Raw genomic sequence first — 20,749 nt, forward strand, 5'->3', positions numbered from 1 at the left:
AATGCTGCGGTGCTCGCCGTACTACCGTACGGCTGCGCGTCTCGCTTCGACCTCGAGGCGCTCGCGACGATGACCGCACCAGTGTTTGACCTTAACTTCTTACCCGCGGAGCGCCGCTGATGAACTGCGTAGAATTCTCCGATAGCGAGCAACAGTCCACCGCGCTGGCCAATAGCGTGGCCTCGCGGCTGTCCGCCGCCATCGCCAGCCAGGGCGCCGCCGTGCTGGCGGTGTCCGGCGGCAAATCGCCAATCCCCTTCTTCCACATGCTCAGCACCATGGCGATAGACTGGTCCAAGGTGACCGTCACCCTGGTGGATGAGCGTTTTGTGCCGGACAGCCATCCGGACAGCAACGCCGCGCTGGTGCGCGTCCACTTGCTGCGCGACCGCGCCGTGGAGGCGCGCTTCCTGCCCCTGGTCGGCGACGCCGCGGACATCGACGCCGACGTGGCGCGCGCCAACGCCGCTTTCGTTCCGCCCACCGTCGCCATCCTGGGCATGGGCGAGGACGGTCACACCGCTTCGCTGTTCCCCGGCGCCGACGAGCTGGCGGCCGGCCTGGACCCGGCGTCCGCCGCCGCCTTCCTGGCGGTGACGCCCAAGACCGCGCCGCACCGTCGGGTGTCGATGAGTTACGCCGCGCTCTTGCGCGCCGGCTGCCTGATCCTGTCCATCCAGGGCGACAAGAAGCGTCAGGTGCTGGACGCCGCCGCCCAGGGCGTCAGCGACGCGCTGCCCATCAGCCATTTCCTGGCCCAGAACAAGGTGGAGCTGGATGTCTACTGGTCTGCCTGAGCAATGGCCGCGGCTGCTGGCCGACATCGGCGGCAGCAACGCCCGCTTCGCGCTGGAGACCGCGCCCGGCGTGATCGAGGACATCGAGGTGCTGCCCTGCGCCGGCCATCCCACGCTGCTGGACGCGGTGCGCGCCTATCTGGACCTGGCCGGCGCGCGCGCGGTCGCCCACGCGGCTTTCGGCATCGCCAATCCGGTGCTGGGCGACTGGGTGCAGATGACCAATCACCATTGGGCCTTCTCCATCGAGGCCACGCGCCAGGCGCTGGGCCTGACCACGCTGTTGGTGATCAACGATTTCACCGCGCTGGCGCTGGCCCTGCCGCATCTGCCGGCCAGCGAACTACTGCAAATCGGCGGCGGCGAGGCTGAGGCCGGCGCGCCGCTGGCGCTGATCGGCCCCGGCACCGGCCTGGGCGTGTCGGCGCTGATTCCCTATCCGGGCGGCCATGCGCCCTTGTCCGGCGAGGGCGGCCACGTCGGCTTCGCCCCGTTTGACGAGCGCGAGGCCGACATCTGGCTTTACGCGATGCGGCGCTTCGGCCACGTGTCCGCCGAGCGCCTGTTGTCCGGCTCCGGCATCCCCTTGATTTATCAGGCCTTGTGCGAGCGGGCCGGCGAAACGGCCGCGGCGCTGGACCCGGCCGAGGTCACCGCGCGCGGTCTGTCCGGCGCCTGTCCGCGCTGCCGCGAAACCCTGGAAGTGTTCTGCGGCATGCTGGGCGGCGCGGCGGCGAATCTGGCCCTGAATCTCGGCGCCCGTGGCGGCGTGTATCTAGGTGGTGGTATCGTGCCGCGTCTACGCGGTTTTTTTGAACAATCACCATTCCGCCGCCGCTTCGAGGATAAGGGACGGATGTCCGGCTATCTGGCCGCGATTCCGGTCTATCTGATCGTCAGCTCCTACCCGGCTTTGCCGGGCGTGGCCGCCCATCTGGCGGCCGAACTGGCGAGCGCCCGCGCCCGACTCCGGGCGCATCCTGACGACGGCGCGGCAGGAGAGTAAATACATGCTTGAACGTATCAGGAGCCAATTGGAGATCCTGTCCTCGGCCGAGCGCAAAGTGGCCGAGCTGGTGCTGGAACAGCCTTACACCGTGATCCAGGCGGCGGTGGCCGACATCGCCAAGAACGCCGGCGTCAGCCAGCCCACCGTGATCCGCTTTTGCCGCACCGTGGGCTGTTCCGGCCTGCCGGACTTCAAACTGAAGCTGGCCGGCAGCTTGGTCACCGGCGTGCCCTATGTGCATTCCAGCGTGCGCCCGGAAGATCCGACTTCGGAAATCGTCGCCAAGGTGTTCGACAACACCGTGTCCGCGCTGCTCAAGTGCCGCAACGACGTTAATCCGCAATCGATAGAATCCGCGGTCCGCTTGTTGACCGACGCGCGCCGCATCGAATTCTACGGCCTGGGCAACTCCGGCATCATCGCCGCGGACGCCCAGCACAAATTCTTCCGCTTCGGCATTCCCACCGTCGCCTATTCCGACACCCACATCCAGATGATGGCGGCCTCGGTGCTGGGCCCGGGCGACGTGCTGGTGGCGATCTCCAGCTCCGGCCGCACGCTGGAATTGCTGGAGGCCGTGGACGTGGCGCTGTCCGCCGGCGCCAGCGTGGTGGCGCTGACCACCAGCGGTTCGCCGCTGGCGCGCCGCTCCACCGTGGCCTTGATCGCCGACACGCTGGAAGACAATGAAACCTATAGCCCGATGATTTCGCGCATCGTGCATCTGGTGCAGATCGATATCCTGGCGGTGAGCGTGGCGCTCAAGCGCGGGCCGGGCCTGATCAGCCAGCTGGAAAAAACCAAGCACAGCCTGAAGAACCGAAGGCTGGACAACAAAACCGAAGAGGATTGACCATCATGAGCGAACTGACCGAACTACCGGCCTGGCAGGCACTATGGGACCATTTTGCCGAGGCCAAGCACCAGCACATGCGCGATTTGTTCGTCTCCGATCCGGAGCGGGCGGAGCGCTATGCGCTGGAGGTGGGCGGCCTGTTCCTCGATTACTCCAAAAACCGCATTACCGACGACACCCTGAAGGGCCTGATGCAGCTGGCGCGCGAAGCCGGGCTGCCGGCCAAGATCAAGGCCATGTTCAAGGGCGAGAAGCTCAACAGCACCGAAAACCGCGCGGTGCTGCACGTGGCCTTGCGCAACCGCACCAATTCGCCCATCCACGTGGACGGCGAAGACGTGATGCCCAAGGTCAATTCGGTGCTGGAGCGCATGGGCAAGTTCGCCCACGCGGTGCGCTCCGGCGAATGGCTGGGCTATACCAATCAGCCCATCACCGACATCGTCAACATCGGCATCGGCGGCTCGGACCTGGGCCCGCTGATGGTCTGTAGCGCGCTCAAGCCCTTCGGCCACCCGCGGCTGAACATGCACTTCGTCTCCAATGTGGACGGCGCCCAGCTCAAGGAAACGCTGAAAAAGGTCCATTCCGAGACCACGCTGTTCGTGGTGGAGTCCAAGACCTTCACCACCCAGGAGACGCTGACCAACGCGCTGACCGCGCGCGACTGGTTCTTGCAGCGCTCGCGCGATGAAAGCGCGGTGGCCAAGCACTTCGTCGCGGTGTCCACCAACCAGAAGGCGGTGGCGGACTTCGGCATCGACCCGTCGAACATGTTCGAATTCTGGGACTGGGTGGGCGGCCGCTACAGCCTGTGGTCGGCCATCGGCCTGCCCATCATGCTCTATCTGGGCGAGGAGAACTTCACCGAACTCCTCAACGGCGCCCACATCATGGACCAGCATTTCAGAAACGCGCCGTTCGAGCAGAACATGCCGGTGCTGCTGGCCATGATAGGCGTCTGGTACATCAACTACTACGGCGGCGGCAGCCATGTGATCGCGCCCTACGATCAATACCTGCACCGTCTGCCGGCCTTCATCCAGCAACTGGACATGGAGTCCAACGGCAAGCAGGTGATGCTGGACGGCCAGCCGGTGAATTTCGAAACCGCGCCCATCATCTGGGGCGAGACCGGCATCAACGGCCAGCACGCCTTCTTCCAGCTTTTGCACCAGGGCACCCATATCTCGCCGATCGACCTGATCGCCTCGGTGCAGAACTGCTCCAGCCTGCCCGGCCACCATGAAATCCTGCTGGCCAACGTCTTCGCCCAGGCCGAGGCCTTCATGCGCGGCAAGACCGCGGACGAGGTGCGCGCGGAGCTGGCGGAGCAGGGCCTCAAGGGCGAGGCGCTGGAAGCGCTGGTGCCGCACAAGGTGTTCGGCGGCAACCGCCCCACCAACACCTTGCTGATGAGCCGCTTGAACCCGCGCAATCTGGGTTCGCTGATCGCGCTGTACGAGCACAAGATCTTTGTTCAGGGCGTGATCTGGCACATCAACAGCTTCGACCAGTGGGGCGTGGAACTGGGCAAGCAATTGGCCAAGACCATACACGCGGAACTGACCGGCAAGCTCAAGCACGCCGAGCACGACAGCTCCACCCGCCGTTTGATCGAGCTGTACCGCCAGGTCAACGCCGACGACTGCAAGTGCTGAGCCGGACGGCGGACCAATGAAAACGCGAGGCCGAGGCCTCGCGTTTTGTTTGGATCACGCCCGCTGTGCACGATTTGCCGCGTGGCGGCGATACGGCGTTGAAAACAGCCTCGAAATGCTGTGTGCGTTCTGCTTTCTCAGCCGCAACGCCTGGTCTTGCTGGCGAGCTCGTGAATGGGCTGTTATTTCTTAACGACTTCCTGCTCCACCACCATGTCCAGCACCCAGCGGAGGGACGAAGCGTCGGCCGGCGGGTTCGCCACCTTGAATTCCTTCAGGCGCAGACGGTAGGCGATGCCCGGCTCCGGCTTGAAGCCCTCGATCTCGCCGTAGTGCAGCTGCCACGGCTGATCCTTGCTTTCGCGGATCTGCAGGCATTGCATCGGCGCCACGCCGGTGCAGGGCTTGCGCTCGGCGGCGACGTAGACGAAGCGGGTGACGCCGCCTTCCAGCGAGGGCTGGCGGTCAAAGCTCAGCGTCTTGTCGCCGGCCTGCAGGGTCAGCTTGTCGCCGGCCAGCTTGACCGCGGGCTTGGCGCCCAGGAAGGCGGCCAGCGCGCGGTCGCGCTCCATCGCCTCCGGCGGACACATCATCAAGGTGCTGGCCAACTGCTTGCTGACCAGCTTGCCGCCTTCCAGCGACACCGGGCCGAACATGCCGTTGCAGCCGGCGCGGGCGGACACGCCGCCGTCCTTGAAGCTGAGAGTGATCGGGTGTTCGGCGGCGTCCTGCTTCCATTGGCCGGCCAGCGCCTCCAGTTTGATATCCGCTTGGGCGTCCATTTTGGCTCCGGTTTGCGGGGTGGCGCAGGCGCTCAGGGCGGCTGCGGTCAGTGCGGCGAGCAAAAGCGATTTTTTCATTATCGATGTTCCGTGGTTAAAGGCGGGGACGGGCTGCGGTTGGAGCGCCCGCCGTTCTCAAGAGTTCAGCGCAGCTTGCTGACTTCCTCGCTGTAAACGATGCGGTCCAGCGTCCAGCGCGAGCCGGCGTCGGCCTGCTCCGCCGGTTTCAGCTTGATGTAATAGCTGACGCCGGGCTTGGGGTGGAAGCCGGCGATTTCGCCTTGCAGCGGCCGCCAGCTCTGTTCCGCGCGTTCGCGCACCTGCAGGCAGTCGCGCGCGGCTTCGCCGTTGCGGCAGGCCTGGCGTTCAGGCGCCACGTACAGGTATTGCAGCTTGGCCGGCTGCGCCGCCGGATCGGCGTCCGGGGTCAGGCGCACGAAGCGGTATTCGGCGCGCTCCGATTTCAGCACCAGTTTCTGCGCGCGGCCGTCCGGCAAGATGCGGAAGGGGCTGGAGAGGAAGGCGACGAAGTGCTGCTCCATCTCCATCAGCGGCGGCCGGCAGGCCATGCGGGTGGTCGCCACCTGCGGCTTGCCCTGGGCGTCCAGGGTGCGGACGAAGCGGTTGCAGCCGGCGAAGCCGGTCATCTTGCCCGGGTGGAAAGCCAGGGTGGGCGCCGTTTGGCCCACCGGCGCGGGTTCCACCATCCGCCATTCGGTTCCCTGCAGATTGGGCATGGCCAGCGCCGGCAGCGGCAAGGCCAGCGCGCCCAGCCACAGCGCCGCCAGGCGCCGGGCGGAGAAGCCAGTATTTTGCATTGCCATACTCCATGTATAAACAAAAACTAATATTTGTTTACAATACACCGGGCGGGCGCCGCTTGTGAAGCGCGGCGGGGCGGAAAAGCGGGGATAGAAATAGATGGAAACAAAAAACCGCCCAAGCTTAAAACATTGGGCGGTTTTGAAATGCCGGAGGCATGGGGCGGAGCCTTACAGCTGCTCCACTCCCCTGAGCAGCTCCTCCACCACCTTCTTGGCATCGCCGAACACCATCATGGTCTTGTCCATATAGAACAGCTCATTGTCCAGACCGGCGTAGCCGGCGTTCATCGAGCGCTTGACCACGATCACGCTGCGCGATTTGTGCGCGTCCAGGATGGGCATGCCGTAGATCGGGCTGGTCTTGTCCTTCTGCGCGGCCGGGTTGACCACGTCGTTGGCGCCTATCACCAGCACCACGTCGGTGTTGGAGAAGTCGGAGTTGATCTCCTCCATCTCCTGCACCTGTTCGTAGGGCACTTCGGCTTCGGCCAGCAGCACATTCATATGGCCCGGCATCCGGCCCGCCACCGGGTGGATGGCGTAGCGCACGTTGACGCCTTTCTGATGCAGGATTTCGGCGAACTCCTGCAAGGCGTGCTGGGCGCGGGACACCGCCAGGCCGTAGCCGGGCACGATGATCACGCTGTCGGCGTTGGCCATCAGGAAGGCCGCGTCCTCGGCGGAGCCGGACTTGTGGTTCTTGGGCCCGCCGTCGCTGGCGCCGCCGCCCGCGGCCGCCTCGGCGCCGAAGCCGCCCAGCAGCACCGCGACGATGGAGCGGTTCATCGCCTTGCACATGATGTAGGACAGAATCGCGCCGGAGGCGCCGACGCAGGCGCCGGCGATGATCAGCACCGGATTGTTCAGCGTGAAGCCGATGCCGGCGGCCGCCCAGCCGGAGTAGGAGTTGAGCATGGACACCACCACCGGCATGTCGGCGCCGCCGATCGGAATGATCAGCGTCACGCCCAAGGCCAGCGCGATGGCGAGCATGGTCAGGAAGGCGGCCTGGCTGTCGCTGAGGAAATAGACCACGCCGAAGCCGACCATGGCGACGGCCAGCAGCAGATTAAGCAGGTGCTGGCCTTTGAAGTTCACGGCCTTGGAGCCGAAGCGGCCGGACAGCTTGCCGTAGGCGATCACCGAGGCGGTGAAGGTGATCGCGCCGATGAAGGCGCCGATGAACAGCTCCACCTTTTGCACCTGGGTGTGCTCCACGCCGCTGTGGAAGATGGCCGCCACCGCGATCAGCACCGCGGACAGACCCACCAGCGAGTGCATCGCCGCCACCAGTTCCGGCATGCCGGTCATCTGCACGGTTTTGGCCTTCCACGCGCCGATGGCGCCGCCGGCGACGATGGCGGAGGCGATCAGCGCCAGCACCGGCTTGTCCATGATCAGCAGCGTGGTGGCCACGGCGATGAGCATGCCTATCATGCCGTAGAGGTTGCCGCGCAAGGCGGAGGCGGGGCTGGACAGGCCCTTGAGCGCCAGGATGAACAGCACCGCGGCTACGAGATAAAGAATTGCGGACAGGTTTTCCATCGTGGTCCCTTATTTCTTCTTTTTCTTGAACATGTCCAGCATCCTCTGGGTGACCAGGAAGCCACCGAAGATATTGATGCTGGCGAGGAAGATGCCGATGGTGCCCAACACCGAGGTGAGGGTGATTTCGGAACCGTTGATGTCCACCACCTGCAGCATGGCGCCGACGATGATGATGCCGGAAATGGCGTTGGTCACCGCCATCAGCGGGGTGTGCAGCGCCGGGGTGACGTTCCAGACCACGTGGTAGCCGACGAAGACGGCCAGCACGAAGACGGTGAGGCTGGTGATGAAAGGATCGACCATCTTGTTCTCCTTAATCGGCGGCGGGGAAGCGGACCTGGCCGGCGTGGGTCACCAGCGTGGCGGACAGGATCTCGTCTTCCAGATTGAGGTTCAGGCCTTCCGGCGTTAGCAGCAGGCCGAGGAAGGTCAGCAGGTTCTTGGCGTACAGGCTGGAGGCGTCCGCCGCCAGCAGGCCGGGCAGATTGGTCTGGCCGACGACGGTGACGCCGTTGTCCAGACGCACGGTCTCGCCGGGGCGGGTCAACGCGCAGTTGCCGCCGGTTTCCGCCGCCAGGTCCACGATCACCGAACCGGGCTTCATCTCCGCCACCACATCGGCCGACAGCAGCTTGGGCGCCGGCTTGCCGGGGATCAGCGCGGTGGTGATCACGATGTCCGCCGCCTTGGCGTGCTTGGCCACCAGTTCGCCCTGGCGCTGGCGGTAGCTCTCGGACATTTCCTTGGCGTAGACGCCGCTATTGGCCATTTTTTCTTCCTCGCTCATCGGCACCTCGATGAACTTGGCGCCCAGCGATTCCACCTGCTCCTTGGTGGCCGGCCGCACATCGAAGGCCTCCACCACCGCGCCCAGGCGCTTGCCGGTAGCGATGGCCTGCAGGCCGGCCACGCCCACGCCCAGGATCAGCAGCCGCGCCGGCTTCACCGTGCCGGCCGCGGTCATCAGCATGGGCATGAAGCGCGGATAGTGCTGGGTGGCCAGCAGCACCGCGCGGTAGCCGGCGATATTGTTCTGGCTGGAGAGCACGTCCATGCTCTGCGCGCGGGTGCTGCGCGGCAAGAGCTCCAGCGCGAAGGCGGAGACGCGCTTGGCGGCCAGCGCCGGCAGGCTGTGGTTGTGATAGGGGTTGAGCTGGCCGATCAGCGCCGCGCCGTCCTTCAGCGCGGCGATGCCGTCCTCGTCCAGCGGGCGCACCGTCAGCACGATGTCGGCCTGGGCCAGCGCCGCGGCGCGGTCCGCCGCGATGGCGGCTCCGGCTTCCTGATAGGCCGCGTCCGGCTGCGCGGCCGCGAGGCCGGCGCCGCTTTCCACCGTGACGGCGTGGCCGCCGGCGACGAGCTTCTTCACCGTGTCCGGCGTAGCGGCCACGCGGTGTTCACCGGCCAGCCTCTCGGCTGGGATAGCGATATGCATGGTCTTCCTTTCCTGCGATTAGATAACAAAGTTTCCAGATAGCGAACGCCCGTGCGGCGCAAAATCGAACGAGCGTTTGAATTCAATTAAAGGCATGCGGGATTTTTCCGCGCAACACTTATATTGCCGACCGTATACCGTCGGACAATTTCGACGGTGAAAGGGCCGGATGCTAGCAAAACCCTACAGCAGCGATGTGACGTGAATCAGACAGAGGCCAGTCAGCGGCTGTTGGAGCGGGAATGCGGAAGAAAGACGGCGAAGCGGCCGTTGGCGGGCAGGCGGAACAAGGCGCGGAGGCGGGTGCGGCCGGTCGACGCGCATATGCTGCCGGCAAGGCTTATGCAGGACACTAGCGTTGATGGCGCGGCTTGTAAAGCTGCGACAAGCGCCAGTTGTCAGCCGGCGCGCGCGGCCGCGGAGGCGGGCGCCGGCTGTTGCGCGCGCGCGACGGCGGGGCCGGCTAGGAGGCCGGCCGCTGGGCTTCCGCCAGCAGCCGCGCCACGGTGCCGTCCTGCAGCATGGAGCGCATCGCCAGCGAGATGCGGCGCTTGTACGGGGAGCGCGGGGACAGGCCGATGCGGCGCGGCTCCGGCGAATACAGCAGCAGCGGCGCGCGTCTCACGTGCTGGCGGAATTCGGCTTCGGCGGCCAGCTCGGCGGTTTGGCGCTCGTCGGCGATCAAGGCGTCGATGCGGCCGGCCTTGAGCTTGCGGAAGTTGGAGTCCAGCGACGGGGCCGGCTCGCGCCGCAGGCGCAGATCGCCGTCGAACTCGTCCTGATAGCGGACGCCTTCCACCACGCCGATCAAAAAGGGATAGAGCTGGCGGTAGCTGCGCAGCGGCCGCGGGTCGTCGGCGCGCTGGTACAGGGCCAGCCGGCTGCCGCTGGCGAAGGCGGGTTCGATGAAGTCGATGAATTCGCGGCGGGAGGCGGTGTTCTTCACGCCGATCACCACATCGGCCTTGCCCTGGCGCAGGTATTGGAGGCAGCGCGCCAGCGGGCAGGGCAGGAAGACCAGCCGCAGCTTGGCGCGCCTGGCCACCTCCCGCATCAGCTCGGTGTACGGGCCTTGCGGCACGCCATGGGCGTCCATGGTCTTCCAGGGCGGGAACAGATTGTAGGCGAAGACCAGTGTCGGCTCCGCCGCCGCGCACTGCATGCCTGCCAGCAGGCAGACCAGAGCCAAAAGAGACTTGAGTTTCACAATGATGAACAGGTGCGAACGGGCGTCGGCGGCCCCGCGCTGCCGACTGCGGCCAGTGGGTCATTATCGGACGGCCTGGCGCGGCGCGGGCGGAAAAATTCACCGTTCCGAAAAAAACCATGGAAACAATATGGTATTGGAAATGTCCGCATCGGCAACCTGTCCCATTGGCTGGCGCGGCGCGGACCGGCGTGGATCGCCGCGCGTCGGCTTGCCGTTTTCAGTGGATGAACGGTAGGCTGTTGATTGTAAACATGTTTAACGAAGGCGCGCCATGGGTTTCATCATTGCCGCGGACAAGGGCTGAGCATGCGGGATTTCAGCTTTGTGCTGCTGCCCGAGTTTTCCATGCTGGGTTTGCTGGCGGCCACCGAGCCCTTGCGCGTGGCCAACCGCTTTCACGGCGGCGCCTATCGCTGGCGGCTGCTGAGCGTCGATGGCCGGCCGGTGGTCGCCAGCAACGGCATGTCCTTGGCGGCGCATGGCGCCTGGGGCGAGTCGGAGGCGGCCGACGCGGTGCTGGTGGTGGCCGGCTTTCATCCGCTGCGCCACGGCGGCGCCGGCCTGCTGGCCTGGCTGCGCGCTCAGGACGCCGCCGGCCGGGTGCTGGGCGGCATCGACACCGGCTGTTTCATCCTGGCCGAGGCCGGACTGTTCCGGCAGCAGCGGCTGACCCTGCACTGGGAGGCGCTGCCGGCGTTCCGCGAGCGCTATCCTTTGCTCAACGCCACGCAGGAGCTTTACGAACTGGGGCCGCGGCGCATCAGTTCCGCCGGCGGCACCGCCTCCATCGACATGATGCTGGCCCTGATGGCGCGCAGCCATGGCCATGATCTGGCGGTGCAGGTTTCGGAGCAATTCGTGCTGGGGCGCATCCGCGCCCAGAGCGATCATCAACGGCTGGAACTGGGCGCGCGTTACGGCGTGCACAGCCGCAAGCTGATCCAGGCCCTGACCCTGATGGAAAAACATATGGACGCGCCGCTGGACAGCGCGGCCTTGGCGGCCGGGGCGGGGGTGACGGCGCGCCAGCTGCAACGCTTGTTCCGCGCCCAGTTGGGCGCGGCGCCCAATGTCTTTTATCTGGGCCTGCGCCTGGAACACGGCCGGCGCTTGCTGCGCCAGAGCGGGCTCAACGTCACCCAGGTCAGCGCGGCGTGCGGCTTCGAGTCCGCCAGCTACTTCGCGCGCGCTTATCGCCGCCGCTTCGGCTGCGCGCCGGGGACGGAGCGGCGCGAGGCGTGAGCCGCTTCTCAGCGCATCTCGATGCGGCGGCCGCAATCCTCGGGCCAGGGCAGGCCGGCTTGCCGCCGCGACAGCGCGTCCAGGCTGTGCCGCACCGGCGCGGAGAACGGCGCGCTCCGGCCCAGCCCGGGGTCCACATTGAGCAGCATCAGCTCGCAGCCGGCCGCGGCGTCGGCCTCCTCGTCGCGATGCAGGCTCAGATAGAGCCGCAGCCGCTTGGCGTCGTGCTCCAGTAGTCGCCCCTCCACCCTCAGCTCGGCTTGTTGGCGGATTTCGCGCAGATAGCGCAGATGCAGCTCCGCCGTGTACAGGGTGTGGCCGCCGCGCTCGCGCGCCGCGGCGTCCATGCCGATGCGCTCCATCAGCGCGTCCACCGCGTGGCTGAACACCAGCAGGTAATAGGCGTCGCGGACATGGCCGTTGTAGTCCAGCCATTCCGGCCGCGTTTGCGCGCGGAGCAGGACGAGGCGCTTATTCATGCGCGGCCAGCCCATGCTTGCGCTTGGCGGCCGCCACCGCTTCCATGATTCCAATCAGGCAGTCGTCGCGATAGCGCTCCAGATCGGCGATGGAGCGTTGGCCCAGCTGGCGCGCGCAACCGTCCACCACCCGGTCTATCAGCGCCTCGCTCAAGTCCGGGGCCGGCAGCCGGGTCCAGGGCAGTTGCAGCGCCGGGCCGAACTGGCTCAGAAAGTGGCGCATGCCGGCTTCGCCGCCGGCCAGGGCGTAAGTCTGGAAGGTGCCCATGAAGGCCCAGCGCAGGCCGGCGCCGAAGCGGATGGCGTCGTCGATTTCGCCGGTGGTGGCCACGCCGTCGTTGACCAGGTGCAGCGCTTCCCGCCACAGGGCCTCCAGCAGCCGGTCGGCGATGAAGCCGGGCACCTCGTGACGCACGCGCAGCGGCCGCATGCCCAGCGCCGTATAGACGCGCTCGGCGGCGTCCAGCGCCTGCGGCGCGGTGTCGCGCCCGCCCAGCACCTCGACCAGCGGCAGCAGATAGACCGGATTGAAGGGGTGGCCCACCACGCAGCGCGCCGGACGGCGGACGTCCTGGTAAAACTCGGAAGGCAGCAGGCCGGAGGTGGAGGAGGCGATGATGACCGTCTCCGGCGCGGCCGCGTCGGCGCGGCGATGCAGTTCCCGTTTCAGCGCCAGCGTTTCCGGCGCGCTTTCCTGGATGAAGTCGGCGGCGGCGGCGCAGTCTTCCAGCCGGGAGACGAAGCGCAGCCGCTCGGGCGCGGCGCCGGCGGCCAGGCCGCGGCGTTCCAGCGCCGGCCAGGCGCGCTCCACTTGGGCGCGCAGACGCGCTTCGGCCTGCGGCGCGGGGTCCCAGGCCAGCACGTCGCGGCCGGCCGCCAGCGCGCGGCAGGCCCAGCCGCCGCCGATGACGCCGGCGCCCAGCAGGCCCAGGGTGGCGATGTCGGTACGGTGCATCTCAATCTCCTTTTACGCCGCGCGGCGGCAGGCCCAGGCGGATCCGGCCTTCCGCCGGCGTCAGCACCCGCGCGCCCATCAGGTCCAGCAATCGCCGCGCCTGTTCCACCAGCGCGCCGTTGCTGGCGTACACCCCTTTGGCCAGATACAGATTGTCTTCCAGCCCCACCCGGACATGGCCGCCCAGCAAGGCCGCTTGCGCCACCATCGGCATTTGCAGCCGGCCGATGCCGAAGGCCGCCCACTGCGCGCCCGGCGGCAGGCTGTCCACCATGGCCTTCATCGTGGTGGTGTCGGCCGGCGCGCCCCAGGGGATGCCCAGGCAGAGCTGGAACAGCGGCGGCGCGTCCAGCAGCCCCTCGCTCAATAATTGTTTGGCGAAGCGCAGGTGGCCGGTGTCGAACACTTCCAGCTCCGGCTTGACGCCCAGTTGCTGAATGCGTCGCGCGCCGTCGCGCAGCTGCCCGGGCGTGGCCACGTAGAGGAAGTCGCCGTCGCCGAAGTTGAGCGTGCCGCAGTCCAGGGTGCAGATTTCCGGGCGCAGTTCCTCCACGTGCAGCAGGCGCTCCAGGCCGCCGACCAGGTCCGTGCCCGGCCCCAGCGGCAGCGGCCGCTCGCCGGGGCCGATCTCCACGTCGCCGCCCATTCCGGCGGTCAGATTCAGAATCATGTCCACGCCGGACGCGCGGATGCGGTCCACCAGCTCCCGATACAGCGCCGGCTCGCGGCTGCCCTTGCCGGTGAGCGGGTCGCGCACATGGCAGTGCACCACGGTGGCGCCGGCGCGGGCCGCCTCCACCGCGGCGGCGGCGATCTGCTTGGGCGTGACCGGTATCGCCGGGTGCTTGCCCACGGTGTCGCCGGCGCCGGTGACGGCGCAGCTCAGCACGATGTCCCGGTTCATGGCCCGTTCCCTTCGCCTTGGCGCAGATAGGCCTGGACCGCGGGCAGGCCGGCTTTGCCGTCAAAGGAGGAGACGCCGTCCAGCCAGCGTTCCAGCGGCTGAGGGTTGGCTTGCAGCCATTGGCGCGCGGCGCGCGCGGGCGGGACCCGCTTGAGGATGGCGTTCATCACCTGGTTTTCCATGTCCAGGCTGAAGCGCAGCTGGCTGATCAGCTTCCCGGCGTTGGGACAGCGCTGCATGAAGCCGTTGGCCACCACGGTATAGACCTTGGAGCCGCCGTATTCGGCGCCGAAGACCTGGTCGCCGCCGGCCAGATAGCTTAGCCGCATCAGGTAGTTCATCGGATGCGGTTCCCAGGCGAGGAACACCACCATGCGTTTTTGCCGGATGGCGCGGGATACCGCGGCCAGCATGCCGCTTTCGCTGGACTCCACCAGGGTGAAGCCTTTCAGGCCGAAATCGTTGTTGGCGATCATCCGCTTGATGATGGCGTTGCCCTGGCTGCCGGATTCTATGCCGTAGATCTTGCCGTCCAGCTGTTTGCGAAAGCGCGCGATGTCGGCGAAGGTGCGCAGGCCCTGCTCCGCAAGCTGGCTGGGCACCGCCAGCGTGTATTTGGCGCCGCTCAGATTGGGCTCGGGCAGCACTTGCAGCGCCTTGGCCTGTAGAAAGGGCGTGATGGCCGGCGTTTGCGACGGCACCCAGTAGCCCAGATACACGTCGATCTGCTGGTTCTTGAGCCCGGTGAAGGCGATGGGCTCCGAGGCGAGCTGGGTGCTGGGCTGGTAGCCCAAGCCTTGCAGCACGGCGGAGGCCAGGCCGGTGGTGGCCGCGATATCGGTCCAGCCGATGTCGGCGAAGCGTATCTTGCGACAGCTTTCCGGCTCCGCGGCCCAGGCCTGGGCGGCCAGCGCGCCGCACAGCAGCGCCAGCCAGGGGGTGAAGAGTTTCATGTCGGCTTCTCCCGCAAGCGGTTCCGTCGCCGACGGGCAGCGCCGGGCCGCTGGGTTGGAAGGCATGGCCGTGACCATGTCGACGCCGCGGACTCGGAGGGAGCCGGAGCGCAAGGACCAATCTAGGCGGGCGGCGCCGAATAGTAGCGCACGGGAGCGACCAATGCCGTCACCCGGGCGACCGGGCCGGCCTCGACAAGGGAGGCCGGCGCCGGTTGCGGAACCCGGGTTTACGGGGTCAGGTACTGGCTGCCGTCATAGGAGCCGACGAAGGTCCAATTGCTGTTGCTGACGCCGGTGGTGGGAAAGTAGCCGTAGTTCGCGTTCTTCAGCACGAAGTAGTCGCGCGTGGAGCGATAGGGGTTGTCGTAGACATAGACGTCCCCCACCGTGCCGGTTCGGCTGTCGCTCCAGCTGTTCAGGCGGCTCTTGCGCTGCGCGGTCAATATCGCCAGATCGTAGGACTGGGTGGCGGACAGCGGGGCGCCGTTATAGCTGTCCAGGAACTGCCAGCCGGCGTTGCTGCCGCCTTCGGTCGGGAAATAGCCGTAGCTGGCGGTTTTCAGCTGGAAGTAGTCGCGGGTGTTGCGGTAGGGGTTGTCGTAGACGTAAACGTCGCCCGGCGTGCCCGCGCGGCTCTCGCTCCATTTTTGCAGCGCGCCCTTGTTGTAGGCGGCCAGAATCATCGCGTCGTAGCCTTGCGCGCCGGGGCGGCGCAGCTGGATGGCGCTGCCCAGCGTCATCTGGGTGACGCCGTCGCTGACGGTGACGCGTATCGGCGCGTACGCGCCTTGCAGCGCCTGAGGGGGCGCGGTCAGCGTCGCCGTCGCGCCATTGCCGGGCGATCCGCCGAAACCGGTCGGCACCTGCCACTGGTAACGCAGGGTCTTGCCGCCGGCGTTGACGACCCGCGCCTCCACGTTGAACGTGCCGCCGGCGTTGACAGCGGCCGGCAGCGACACGCGTCCGGCCAGGCCCTGCTGTTCCAGCGGATAGCGATAGAGCAGGTTTTCGTCGCGGTTCAGCCAGATCGGCTGCGACAGGACGGGCAGGCTGCTCACGGTTTGCCGGGTGCTCGAGTTGGCCTTCAAGCCCCATTTGTCGAAGAACGGGGTCAGATTCTGGCCGGCGACGCGGCTGGTTTCGATGATGAAGCGCTGGCGCTTGTCCTCGTCGCTGGCGGGCAGCTCGGCGAAGGGCATGCTGCGGTAGCGCTGTCCCAGCCGGCTGTAGAAATCCTTGCCGAAAGCCAGGTCCAGCTGCCAGAACATCGCCGCGCGCACGAACAAGTCCGTTTGCGCCTCGTAAGACGGCTGCGCCTGGTTCAGGTGCTGGCGCACCAGGTCCCATTTGCCGCCGGTTTCCAGCCGTGAACGCTGGCCCAAGGCGCGCTGCACATAGAGCGAGGTCAGGTTCACCGTCACCTCGGTCTGGTCGTTCCAAGTCATCGCCGGCATCTGGTAGTGATGACCCAGCTCATGCCAGGGGCCCCAGCCGTCCTGCTGCAGCAATTTGGAGTTGGCCACCGAGCCGGCGCCGCCGACATTGGTGCCCAGCCAGTAATTGCTGGCCGACATATAGCCGCCGCTGCTGTCCGGCTTGGTGACGAACTGGTATTGGAACGGCGTCGCCGCGTGCGGGTAAGGATTGCCGGCGGCCAGGCCGTATTGTTCCTCGGCCAGGGTGACGATGCGATCCCACAGCGTCATGGTGGCGGTTGGATCGTCCACTTGCTGGCGCAGGATGGGCAGCGGCATGGTCACGATCATGCGCTTGCCCACCAGCTCCGCGTAGGGCTCGGCCGACAGGCGGTTCAGCATGGCGTTCCAGTCCGCGCTGCTGTGCTGACCCAGCACGAAACGCGGTATTTCGCGGCCGCCGCTTTGCAGCGTGGCCACGATCTTGCCGCTGCCGGGCTGGCTGCGCGGCGCGAAATAGATCACGCCGTCGTTCTGCGCGGTGATCTGATTGAGGCCGGGGCGCAGCTGGACCACCTGATTGGACGGCATGGCGCTGTTGGCGTTGGCGATAGGCACCAGCCACAGCTCCGGGGGCAGATTGGGCGGCGTGCCCTGATAGGCGATATTGACGCTCAGCGCTTCGCCCTTGCGGGCCCAATAGCCGGTGGACTGAGTGGGATGGGTGAGGAAGCCGCGGCGGTGCGCCAGCAGCCATTCTCCCGGATCGCCGCGCTGTTCCAGCGTCAGCTGGCGCGGCGCATCGGCGAAGGCGGACAGAGAGGGCAGGCTGGCGGCCATCGCGGCGCCAAGCCACAGACAGGAACTGAGCTTAAATGCGTGCATATTTCTCTTATTCCATCAGGCCATGCCGGACTGCTGCGGGCGCAGGGCACGGCCTGTCCAGTTGCGGGTTGCGCCCTGGCTCCCGCCGGCATGAAGGGCGGGAGCCTACCCACTGGAGTCCGCTTCTTATTCCAAAGTTCTTATTTTATTCAGGTAAATATTTACTTGGGACTAACTGGATTTATTCAGCGCATTGACATTTTTAGTCGAGAATTCGGCTAAAAGCGGCTCATAAAAACCGCTCTCGCGGCTGAGGCCAATCGGCGCAACGCGGCATCAGCGCTTGGCTAGCGGCTTAAGAGCCGCTAACAAAACTCAGTTTTACGGCTGAGGCAAGTCGGCGCAACGCAGCATCAGGGGTTTTGTTAGCGGGTCTAAGCGCTACGCCGCGCTCAACGCACCACCAGCGCCTTCACCCGCCAGGCCAGCTTGGCGTCGATGTCGGCGGTTTGCAGTTCGCGGAAGTCGTTGAGCGGATACATCATCCACTGGCTGAAGCCCATCTCCTCCAGCGGCCGGCCATTGATGCGCAGCGCCAAGATGGGCTGATAGCGGCTTTGGTCGCCGGGCGGAATCACCACCTTGTACTGGTCTTCTGTGACCACTTCCACCGGCCGCCCGGTCGCGCCCACGGCGCGCAGAATGGCGGAGAGCGTGGGGCCGGTAAAGGCCGATTTCGGCGTCCAGGTGGTCTTGGTCTGGATGGTGCGCTGCTGCAGGCGCTCCAGATCGGCCTTGCTGAAGTGGTATTCGCCGGCGCGGGTCTGATTGGACACCTTGATCTGGCCGGTGACCACCAGCGCCGGCGGCGCGCCGGCCAGCGCAAGCGCGGCGCAGAACATGGACAGGAAGGCGGCAAGGGGCAGGACGGATCTCATGGGGATGGGCTCCTGAAGGCATGGGGGATGTCAGTGAAGATGACATTTTAACCATGGGAATCCATTGTCATGCTTGCTGCAAAGCAATGAAAACGAGCTCTTTGCAGGCTGGCCGCCGGCATGAGGCGACGCGGTTTAAATTCTGATTTGGAAAATCATCATTCAATCCATTTGTGGTTTTGATTGGAATCGTCCCTCCAAATATTAATTGACTTGCCATTTGCATATTATTTTATGTTGTGGTTTATTTGTATAAATATCCGTCGCCAAACTTGGATATTAATATATTTACTCTAGGATAACTGTCCAATAGGGCAGTCAATTCAATTCGCAAGCCTGTCTATAATCTCGCCCCTTCTAAGTACGCCGATGTCATTCTTCGGCGCTGCTTGATCACCGAAACAAAAGCCGCGCAGTTCACTTTTCCGCGTCGTTTTTTATTGTCGGTTTTAAATGGTCCGTGTTTTTTATAGGGCCGCCATTAAATTACCTAGATATTTTATGAGTCAAAACTCAATTCAATCCCTGCTGCCTATTTCCCGGGGCCGGGCGTTAGGCTTTTGCCTATTGCTGGCCGCTTTTGAACTGCTGACGTATATCGGCAGCGATATGGTGATGCCGGCCATGTTGCAAGTCGTCGCGGACTTGAACGCCGACGCCCGCCACGTGCCCACCGCGCTCAACGCCTATCTGCTGGGCGGGGTGGCCCTGCAATGGCTGATTGGCCCATTGTCAGACCGTTACGGCCGCAAACCGCTGCTGGTGGCCGGCGCCGTCGGCTTCGCCCTGGCCTGTCTCGCCGCCGTCGGCAGCCGCGACATCGAGCTGTTCAATCTGCTGCGCTTCATCCAGGGCCTGTCGCTGGGCTTCGTGATGGTGGTCAGCTATCCGGCGCTGCAAGAAGCGTTTCCGGAAAAAGACGCGGTGCGCCTGATGGCCTTGCTGGCCAATATCGCGCTGCTGTCGCCGCTGGTCGGCCCGCTGCTGGGCAGCTTGTTGCTGGGCCTGCTGCCCTGGCGCGGCCTGTTCGCGCTGATCGGCGCGCTGGCGGCGCTGGTGGCCGTCGGCCTGTGGCGCTGGATGCCGGAAACCCTGGGCGCGGAGCGTCGCGACGGCAGCCGGCTGGCGGCAAGCCCGCTGCGCCTGGGCCGCAGCGCGCGCCAGTACGCGGCGCTGCTGCGCAACGCCCCCTTCATGCAGGGCAGCGTGGCGCTGGGCCTGCTGTCCATTCCGCTGGTGGGCTGGATCGGCCTGTCGCCCTTGCTGCTGATGCGCGGCCTGGGCCTGTCCGGCATTGAATACGGCCTGTGGCAGCTGCCGGTGTTCGGCGGCCTGATCGCCGGCAATCTGACCTTGAACCGGCTGGCGGCGCGCCTGGAGCTGGAGCGGGTGCTGCGGCTGGCGCTGCTGCCCTTGTTCGGCGGCCTGGCGGCGATGCTGGCGCTGACCTGGTCCAGCGGCGCGCTGCCGGCGCTGGCGGCGGGCCTGACGCTGTACGCCTTCGGCCTGGGCCTGGGCCACGCCACCCTGTACCGCTTCACCCTCTACGCCAGCGACAGCGGCAAGGGCGCGGTGGCGGCGATGCTGGGCATGATCTCCACCGCCTTGCTCGGCCTGGGTTGCAGCGCGCTGGCCTGGCTGGGCGCAGGCGCCGGCCTGCAAGCCTTCGCCGGCTGGGCCGCGCTGGGCGCCGGCCTGGCGGCCTGGCCGCTGTGGCGCTTGCTCAAGCAGCGCGCTTACGCGCTGCAAGCGGCTTGAATCCCCTTCCTCATTCCCGGAGCTCCACCATGCTGAACCATGTCGACGCGCTGTGCGCGCTGGAACACCCTTATCGCGCCGATGCCGACGGCGACCGCCTGTTCGACGCCGCCATGCGCGAGCTGAGCCATTACCACTGCGAACACACGCCCGGCTACCGCCATTGGCTGCAGGCCAACGGCCTGGACGCCGCCGCGTTGGATGGTCTGGACGATTGGTCGCGGCTGCCGCCGCTGTTCGCCAACTACTTCAAACGCCAACTGGTGGTGAGCGCCGCCGGCCAGGACGCGCTGGAGCTGACCTCCTCCGGCACCACCGGCCAGAAAAGCCGCATGCGTTACGACGCGCGCAGCCTGGGCGCGGCGCAAAGCATGGTGGACCGCATCTTCCGGCATTACGGCTGGGACACGCCGCAACAGCCGTGCAACTACCTGCTGCTCAGCTATGAGCCGGCCGGCGCCATCACCCTGGGCACCGCCTACACCGACCAATTCCTGTGCAAGTACGCGCCGGTGAACCAGGCCTGTTACGCCTTGCGCCACAACGGCCACGGCAATGAGTTCGATCCCTTCGGCGTGATCCGCGCCTTGCAGGACTTCGCCGAACAAGGCCTGCCGGTGCGCATGCTGGGCTTCCCCGCCTTCCTGTGGTTCGCGCTGGAACGGATGCGGGAACTGGGTCTGCCGCCGCTGCAACTGCACCCGGAATCGCTGGTGTTCCTGGGCGGCGGCTGGAAAACCCACGCCGACCGCGCCATCCCCAAGGCCGAGCTGTACCGGCGGCTGGGCGAGCAACTGGGCATTCCGGACGCGCGCTGCCGCGACGGCTACGGCGCGGTGGAGCACCCGGTGCCTTACGTGGAATGCGAACGCCACCGCTTCCACCTGCCCAGCTACGCCCGCGCGGTGATCCGCGACACCGCCAGCCTGCGACCGCAGCCTTACGGCGCCGCCGGCTTCCTCAACCTGCTGTCGCCCTACATCACCTCCAGCCCGGCCCACAGCATCGTGATGGGCGATCTGGCCGTGCTGCATCCGGCCGAGAGCTGCGGCTGCGGCCTGGCCACCGACTGGTTCGAACTGCTGGGCCGCGCCGGCACCAGCAAGAGCCGCAGCTGCGCGGTGGCCGCCTCCGAATTGATCAAGGAATCCTGAT

Annotated in this window: 19 protein-coding genes; 7 read left to right on the plus strand and 12 right to left on the minus strand. The window is 66.2% G+C overall.

Translation table 11 applies throughout. The annotated features are described in order from the left end of the window. Positions 1–119: 119 nt before the first annotated feature. Genes pgl through pgi form a run of 4 tightly spaced genes read left to right on the plus strand, consistent with a single transcriptional unit; the run spans position 120 to position 4,323 of the window. Positions 120–797: a 6-phosphogluconolactonase gene (gene pgl / locus ACODRW_RS16485; RefSeq protein ID WP_107801509.1), complete on the plus strand. Its 678-nt coding sequence runs from the start codon at positions 120–122 to the stop codon at positions 795–797. Continuing rightward, positions 778–1,803 carry a glucokinase gene (locus tag ACODRW_RS16490; protein WP_107801508.1) on the plus strand — a complete coding sequence of 342 codons (1,026 nt, stop codon included), beginning with the start codon at positions 778–780 and terminating at the stop codon, positions 1,801–1,803. The genes pgl and ACODRW_RS16490 overlap by 20 nt, the downstream gene beginning before the upstream one ends. A 4-nt stretch (positions 1,804–1,807) precedes the next feature. Continuing rightward, entirely contained in the window at positions 1,808–2,659 is an 852-nt protein-coding gene (gene hexR, locus ACODRW_RS16495; protein ID WP_048415130.1) for a transcriptional regulator HexR, read from the plus strand. 5 nt (positions 2,660–2,664) lie between these two features. Then, entirely contained in the window at positions 2,665–4,323 is a 1,659-nt protein-coding gene (gene pgi / locus ACODRW_RS16500; protein WP_107801507.1) for a glucose-6-phosphate isomerase, read from the plus strand. A 182-nt stretch (positions 4,324–4,505) separates the two neighbouring features. Here pgi and ACODRW_RS16505 read toward each other — a convergent pair whose 3' ends face one another. From ACODRW_RS16505 to ACODRW_RS16530, 6 genes are all read right to left on the minus strand, one after another. After that, entirely contained in the window at positions 4,506–5,183 is a 678-nt protein-coding gene (locus tag ACODRW_RS16505) for an META and DUF4377 domain-containing protein (RefSeq protein WP_227106041.1), read from the minus strand. Positions 5,184–5,248: 65 nt separating this feature from the next. Then, a complete protein-coding gene (locus ACODRW_RS16510) occupies positions 5,249–5,923 on the minus strand; it encodes an META domain-containing protein (RefSeq protein WP_488906202.1) in 675 nt (224 codons plus the stop codon). A 174-nt stretch (positions 5,924–6,097) separates the two neighbouring features. Then, positions 6,098–7,474 carry an NAD(P)(+) transhydrogenase (Re/Si-specific) subunit beta gene (locus tag ACODRW_RS16515; protein ID WP_488906203.1) on the minus strand — a complete coding sequence of 459 codons (1,377 nt, stop codon included), beginning with the start codon at positions 7,472–7,474 and terminating at the stop codon, positions 6,098–6,100. Between the two features lie 9 nt (positions 7,475–7,483). Further along, positions 7,484–7,780, minus strand: a complete 297-nt coding sequence (locus tag ACODRW_RS16520; RefSeq protein ID WP_019101645.1) for a proton-translocating transhydrogenase family protein — start codon at positions 7,778–7,780, stop codon at positions 7,484–7,486. A 10-nt stretch (positions 7,781–7,790) separates the two neighbouring features. Further along, on the minus strand, positions 7,791–8,912 hold the full coding sequence (locus tag ACODRW_RS16525; protein WP_107801503.1) for a Re/Si-specific NAD(P)(+) transhydrogenase subunit alpha: 1,122 nt from the start codon (positions 8,910–8,912) through the stop codon (positions 7,791–7,793). A 463-nt stretch (positions 8,913–9,375) separates the two neighbouring features. Continuing rightward, the gene (locus ACODRW_RS16530; RefSeq protein WP_227106043.1) at positions 9,376–10,101 is read right to left on the minus strand and encodes a substrate-binding periplasmic protein; all 726 of its coding nucleotides are present in this window, start codon (positions 10,099–10,101) and stop codon (positions 9,376–9,378) included. Between the two features lie 327 nt (positions 10,102–10,428). Here ACODRW_RS16530 and ACODRW_RS16535 point away from each other — a divergent pair, with 327 nt between their 5' ends. Further along, positions 10,429–11,364 (plus strand): GlxA family transcriptional regulator, encoded by a 936-nt coding sequence (locus ACODRW_RS16535; RefSeq protein WP_488906204.1) that lies wholly within the window; start codon positions 10,429–10,431, stop codon positions 11,362–11,364. Between the two features lie 8 nt (positions 11,365–11,372). On the opposite strand, the gene ACODRW_RS16540 is transcribed toward ACODRW_RS16535, so the two are convergent. The 6 genes from ACODRW_RS16540 to ACODRW_RS16565 form a co-directional block, all read right to left on the minus strand. Further along, complete coding sequence (locus ACODRW_RS16540) at positions 11,373–11,843, minus strand: thioesterase family protein (protein WP_235085409.1); 471 nt, start codon at positions 11,841–11,843, stop codon at positions 11,373–11,375. Continuing rightward, positions 11,836–12,798, minus strand: a complete 963-nt coding sequence (locus ACODRW_RS16545) for an L-carnitine dehydrogenase (RefSeq protein WP_107801499.1) — start codon at positions 12,796–12,798, stop codon at positions 11,836–11,838. Before ACODRW_RS16545 ends, ACODRW_RS16540 begins: the two co-directional genes overlap by 8 nt. Position 12,799: 1 nt before the next feature. Then, positions 12,800–13,702 (minus strand): 3-dehydrocarnitine:acetyl-CoA trimethylamine transferase CdhC, encoded by a 903-nt coding sequence (gene cdhC / locus ACODRW_RS16550; RefSeq protein ID WP_107801498.1) that lies wholly within the window; start codon positions 13,700–13,702, stop codon positions 12,800–12,802. After that, positions 13,699–14,655 carry a choline ABC transporter substrate-binding protein gene (gene choX, locus ACODRW_RS16555; protein ID WP_488906205.1) on the minus strand — a complete coding sequence of 319 codons (957 nt, stop codon included), beginning with the start codon at positions 14,653–14,655 and terminating at the stop codon, positions 13,699–13,701. The genes cdhC and choX overlap by 4 nt, the downstream gene beginning before the upstream one ends. Before the next feature lie 230 nt (positions 14,656–14,885). After that, the gene (locus ACODRW_RS16560; protein WP_488906206.1) at positions 14,886–16,958 is read right to left on the minus strand and encodes a M60 family metallopeptidase; all 2,073 of its coding nucleotides are present in this window, start codon (positions 16,956–16,958) and stop codon (positions 14,886–14,888) included. 392 nt (positions 16,959–17,350) lie between these two features. Continuing rightward, positions 17,351–17,836, minus strand: a complete 486-nt coding sequence (locus ACODRW_RS16565; RefSeq protein ID WP_235085398.1) for a putative pterin-binding protein — start codon at positions 17,834–17,836, stop codon at positions 17,351–17,353. 567 nt (positions 17,837–18,403) lie between these two features. Here ACODRW_RS16565 and ACODRW_RS16570 point away from each other — a divergent pair. Together ACODRW_RS16570 and ACODRW_RS16575 are read left to right on the plus strand one after the other, a co-directional pair. Further along, positions 18,404–19,594, plus strand: a complete 1,191-nt coding sequence (locus ACODRW_RS16570) for an MFS transporter (RefSeq protein WP_235085396.1) — start codon at positions 18,404–18,406, stop codon at positions 19,592–19,594. A gap of 29 nt (positions 19,595–19,623) precedes the next feature. Further along, positions 19,624–20,748, plus strand: a complete 1,125-nt coding sequence (locus ACODRW_RS16575; RefSeq protein ID WP_227106058.1) for a LuxE/PaaK family acyltransferase — start codon at positions 19,624–19,626, stop codon at positions 20,746–20,748. Position 20,749: the final 1 nt, after the last annotated feature.

Source organism: Chromobacterium sp. FG89 (genome assembly GCF_057808735.1).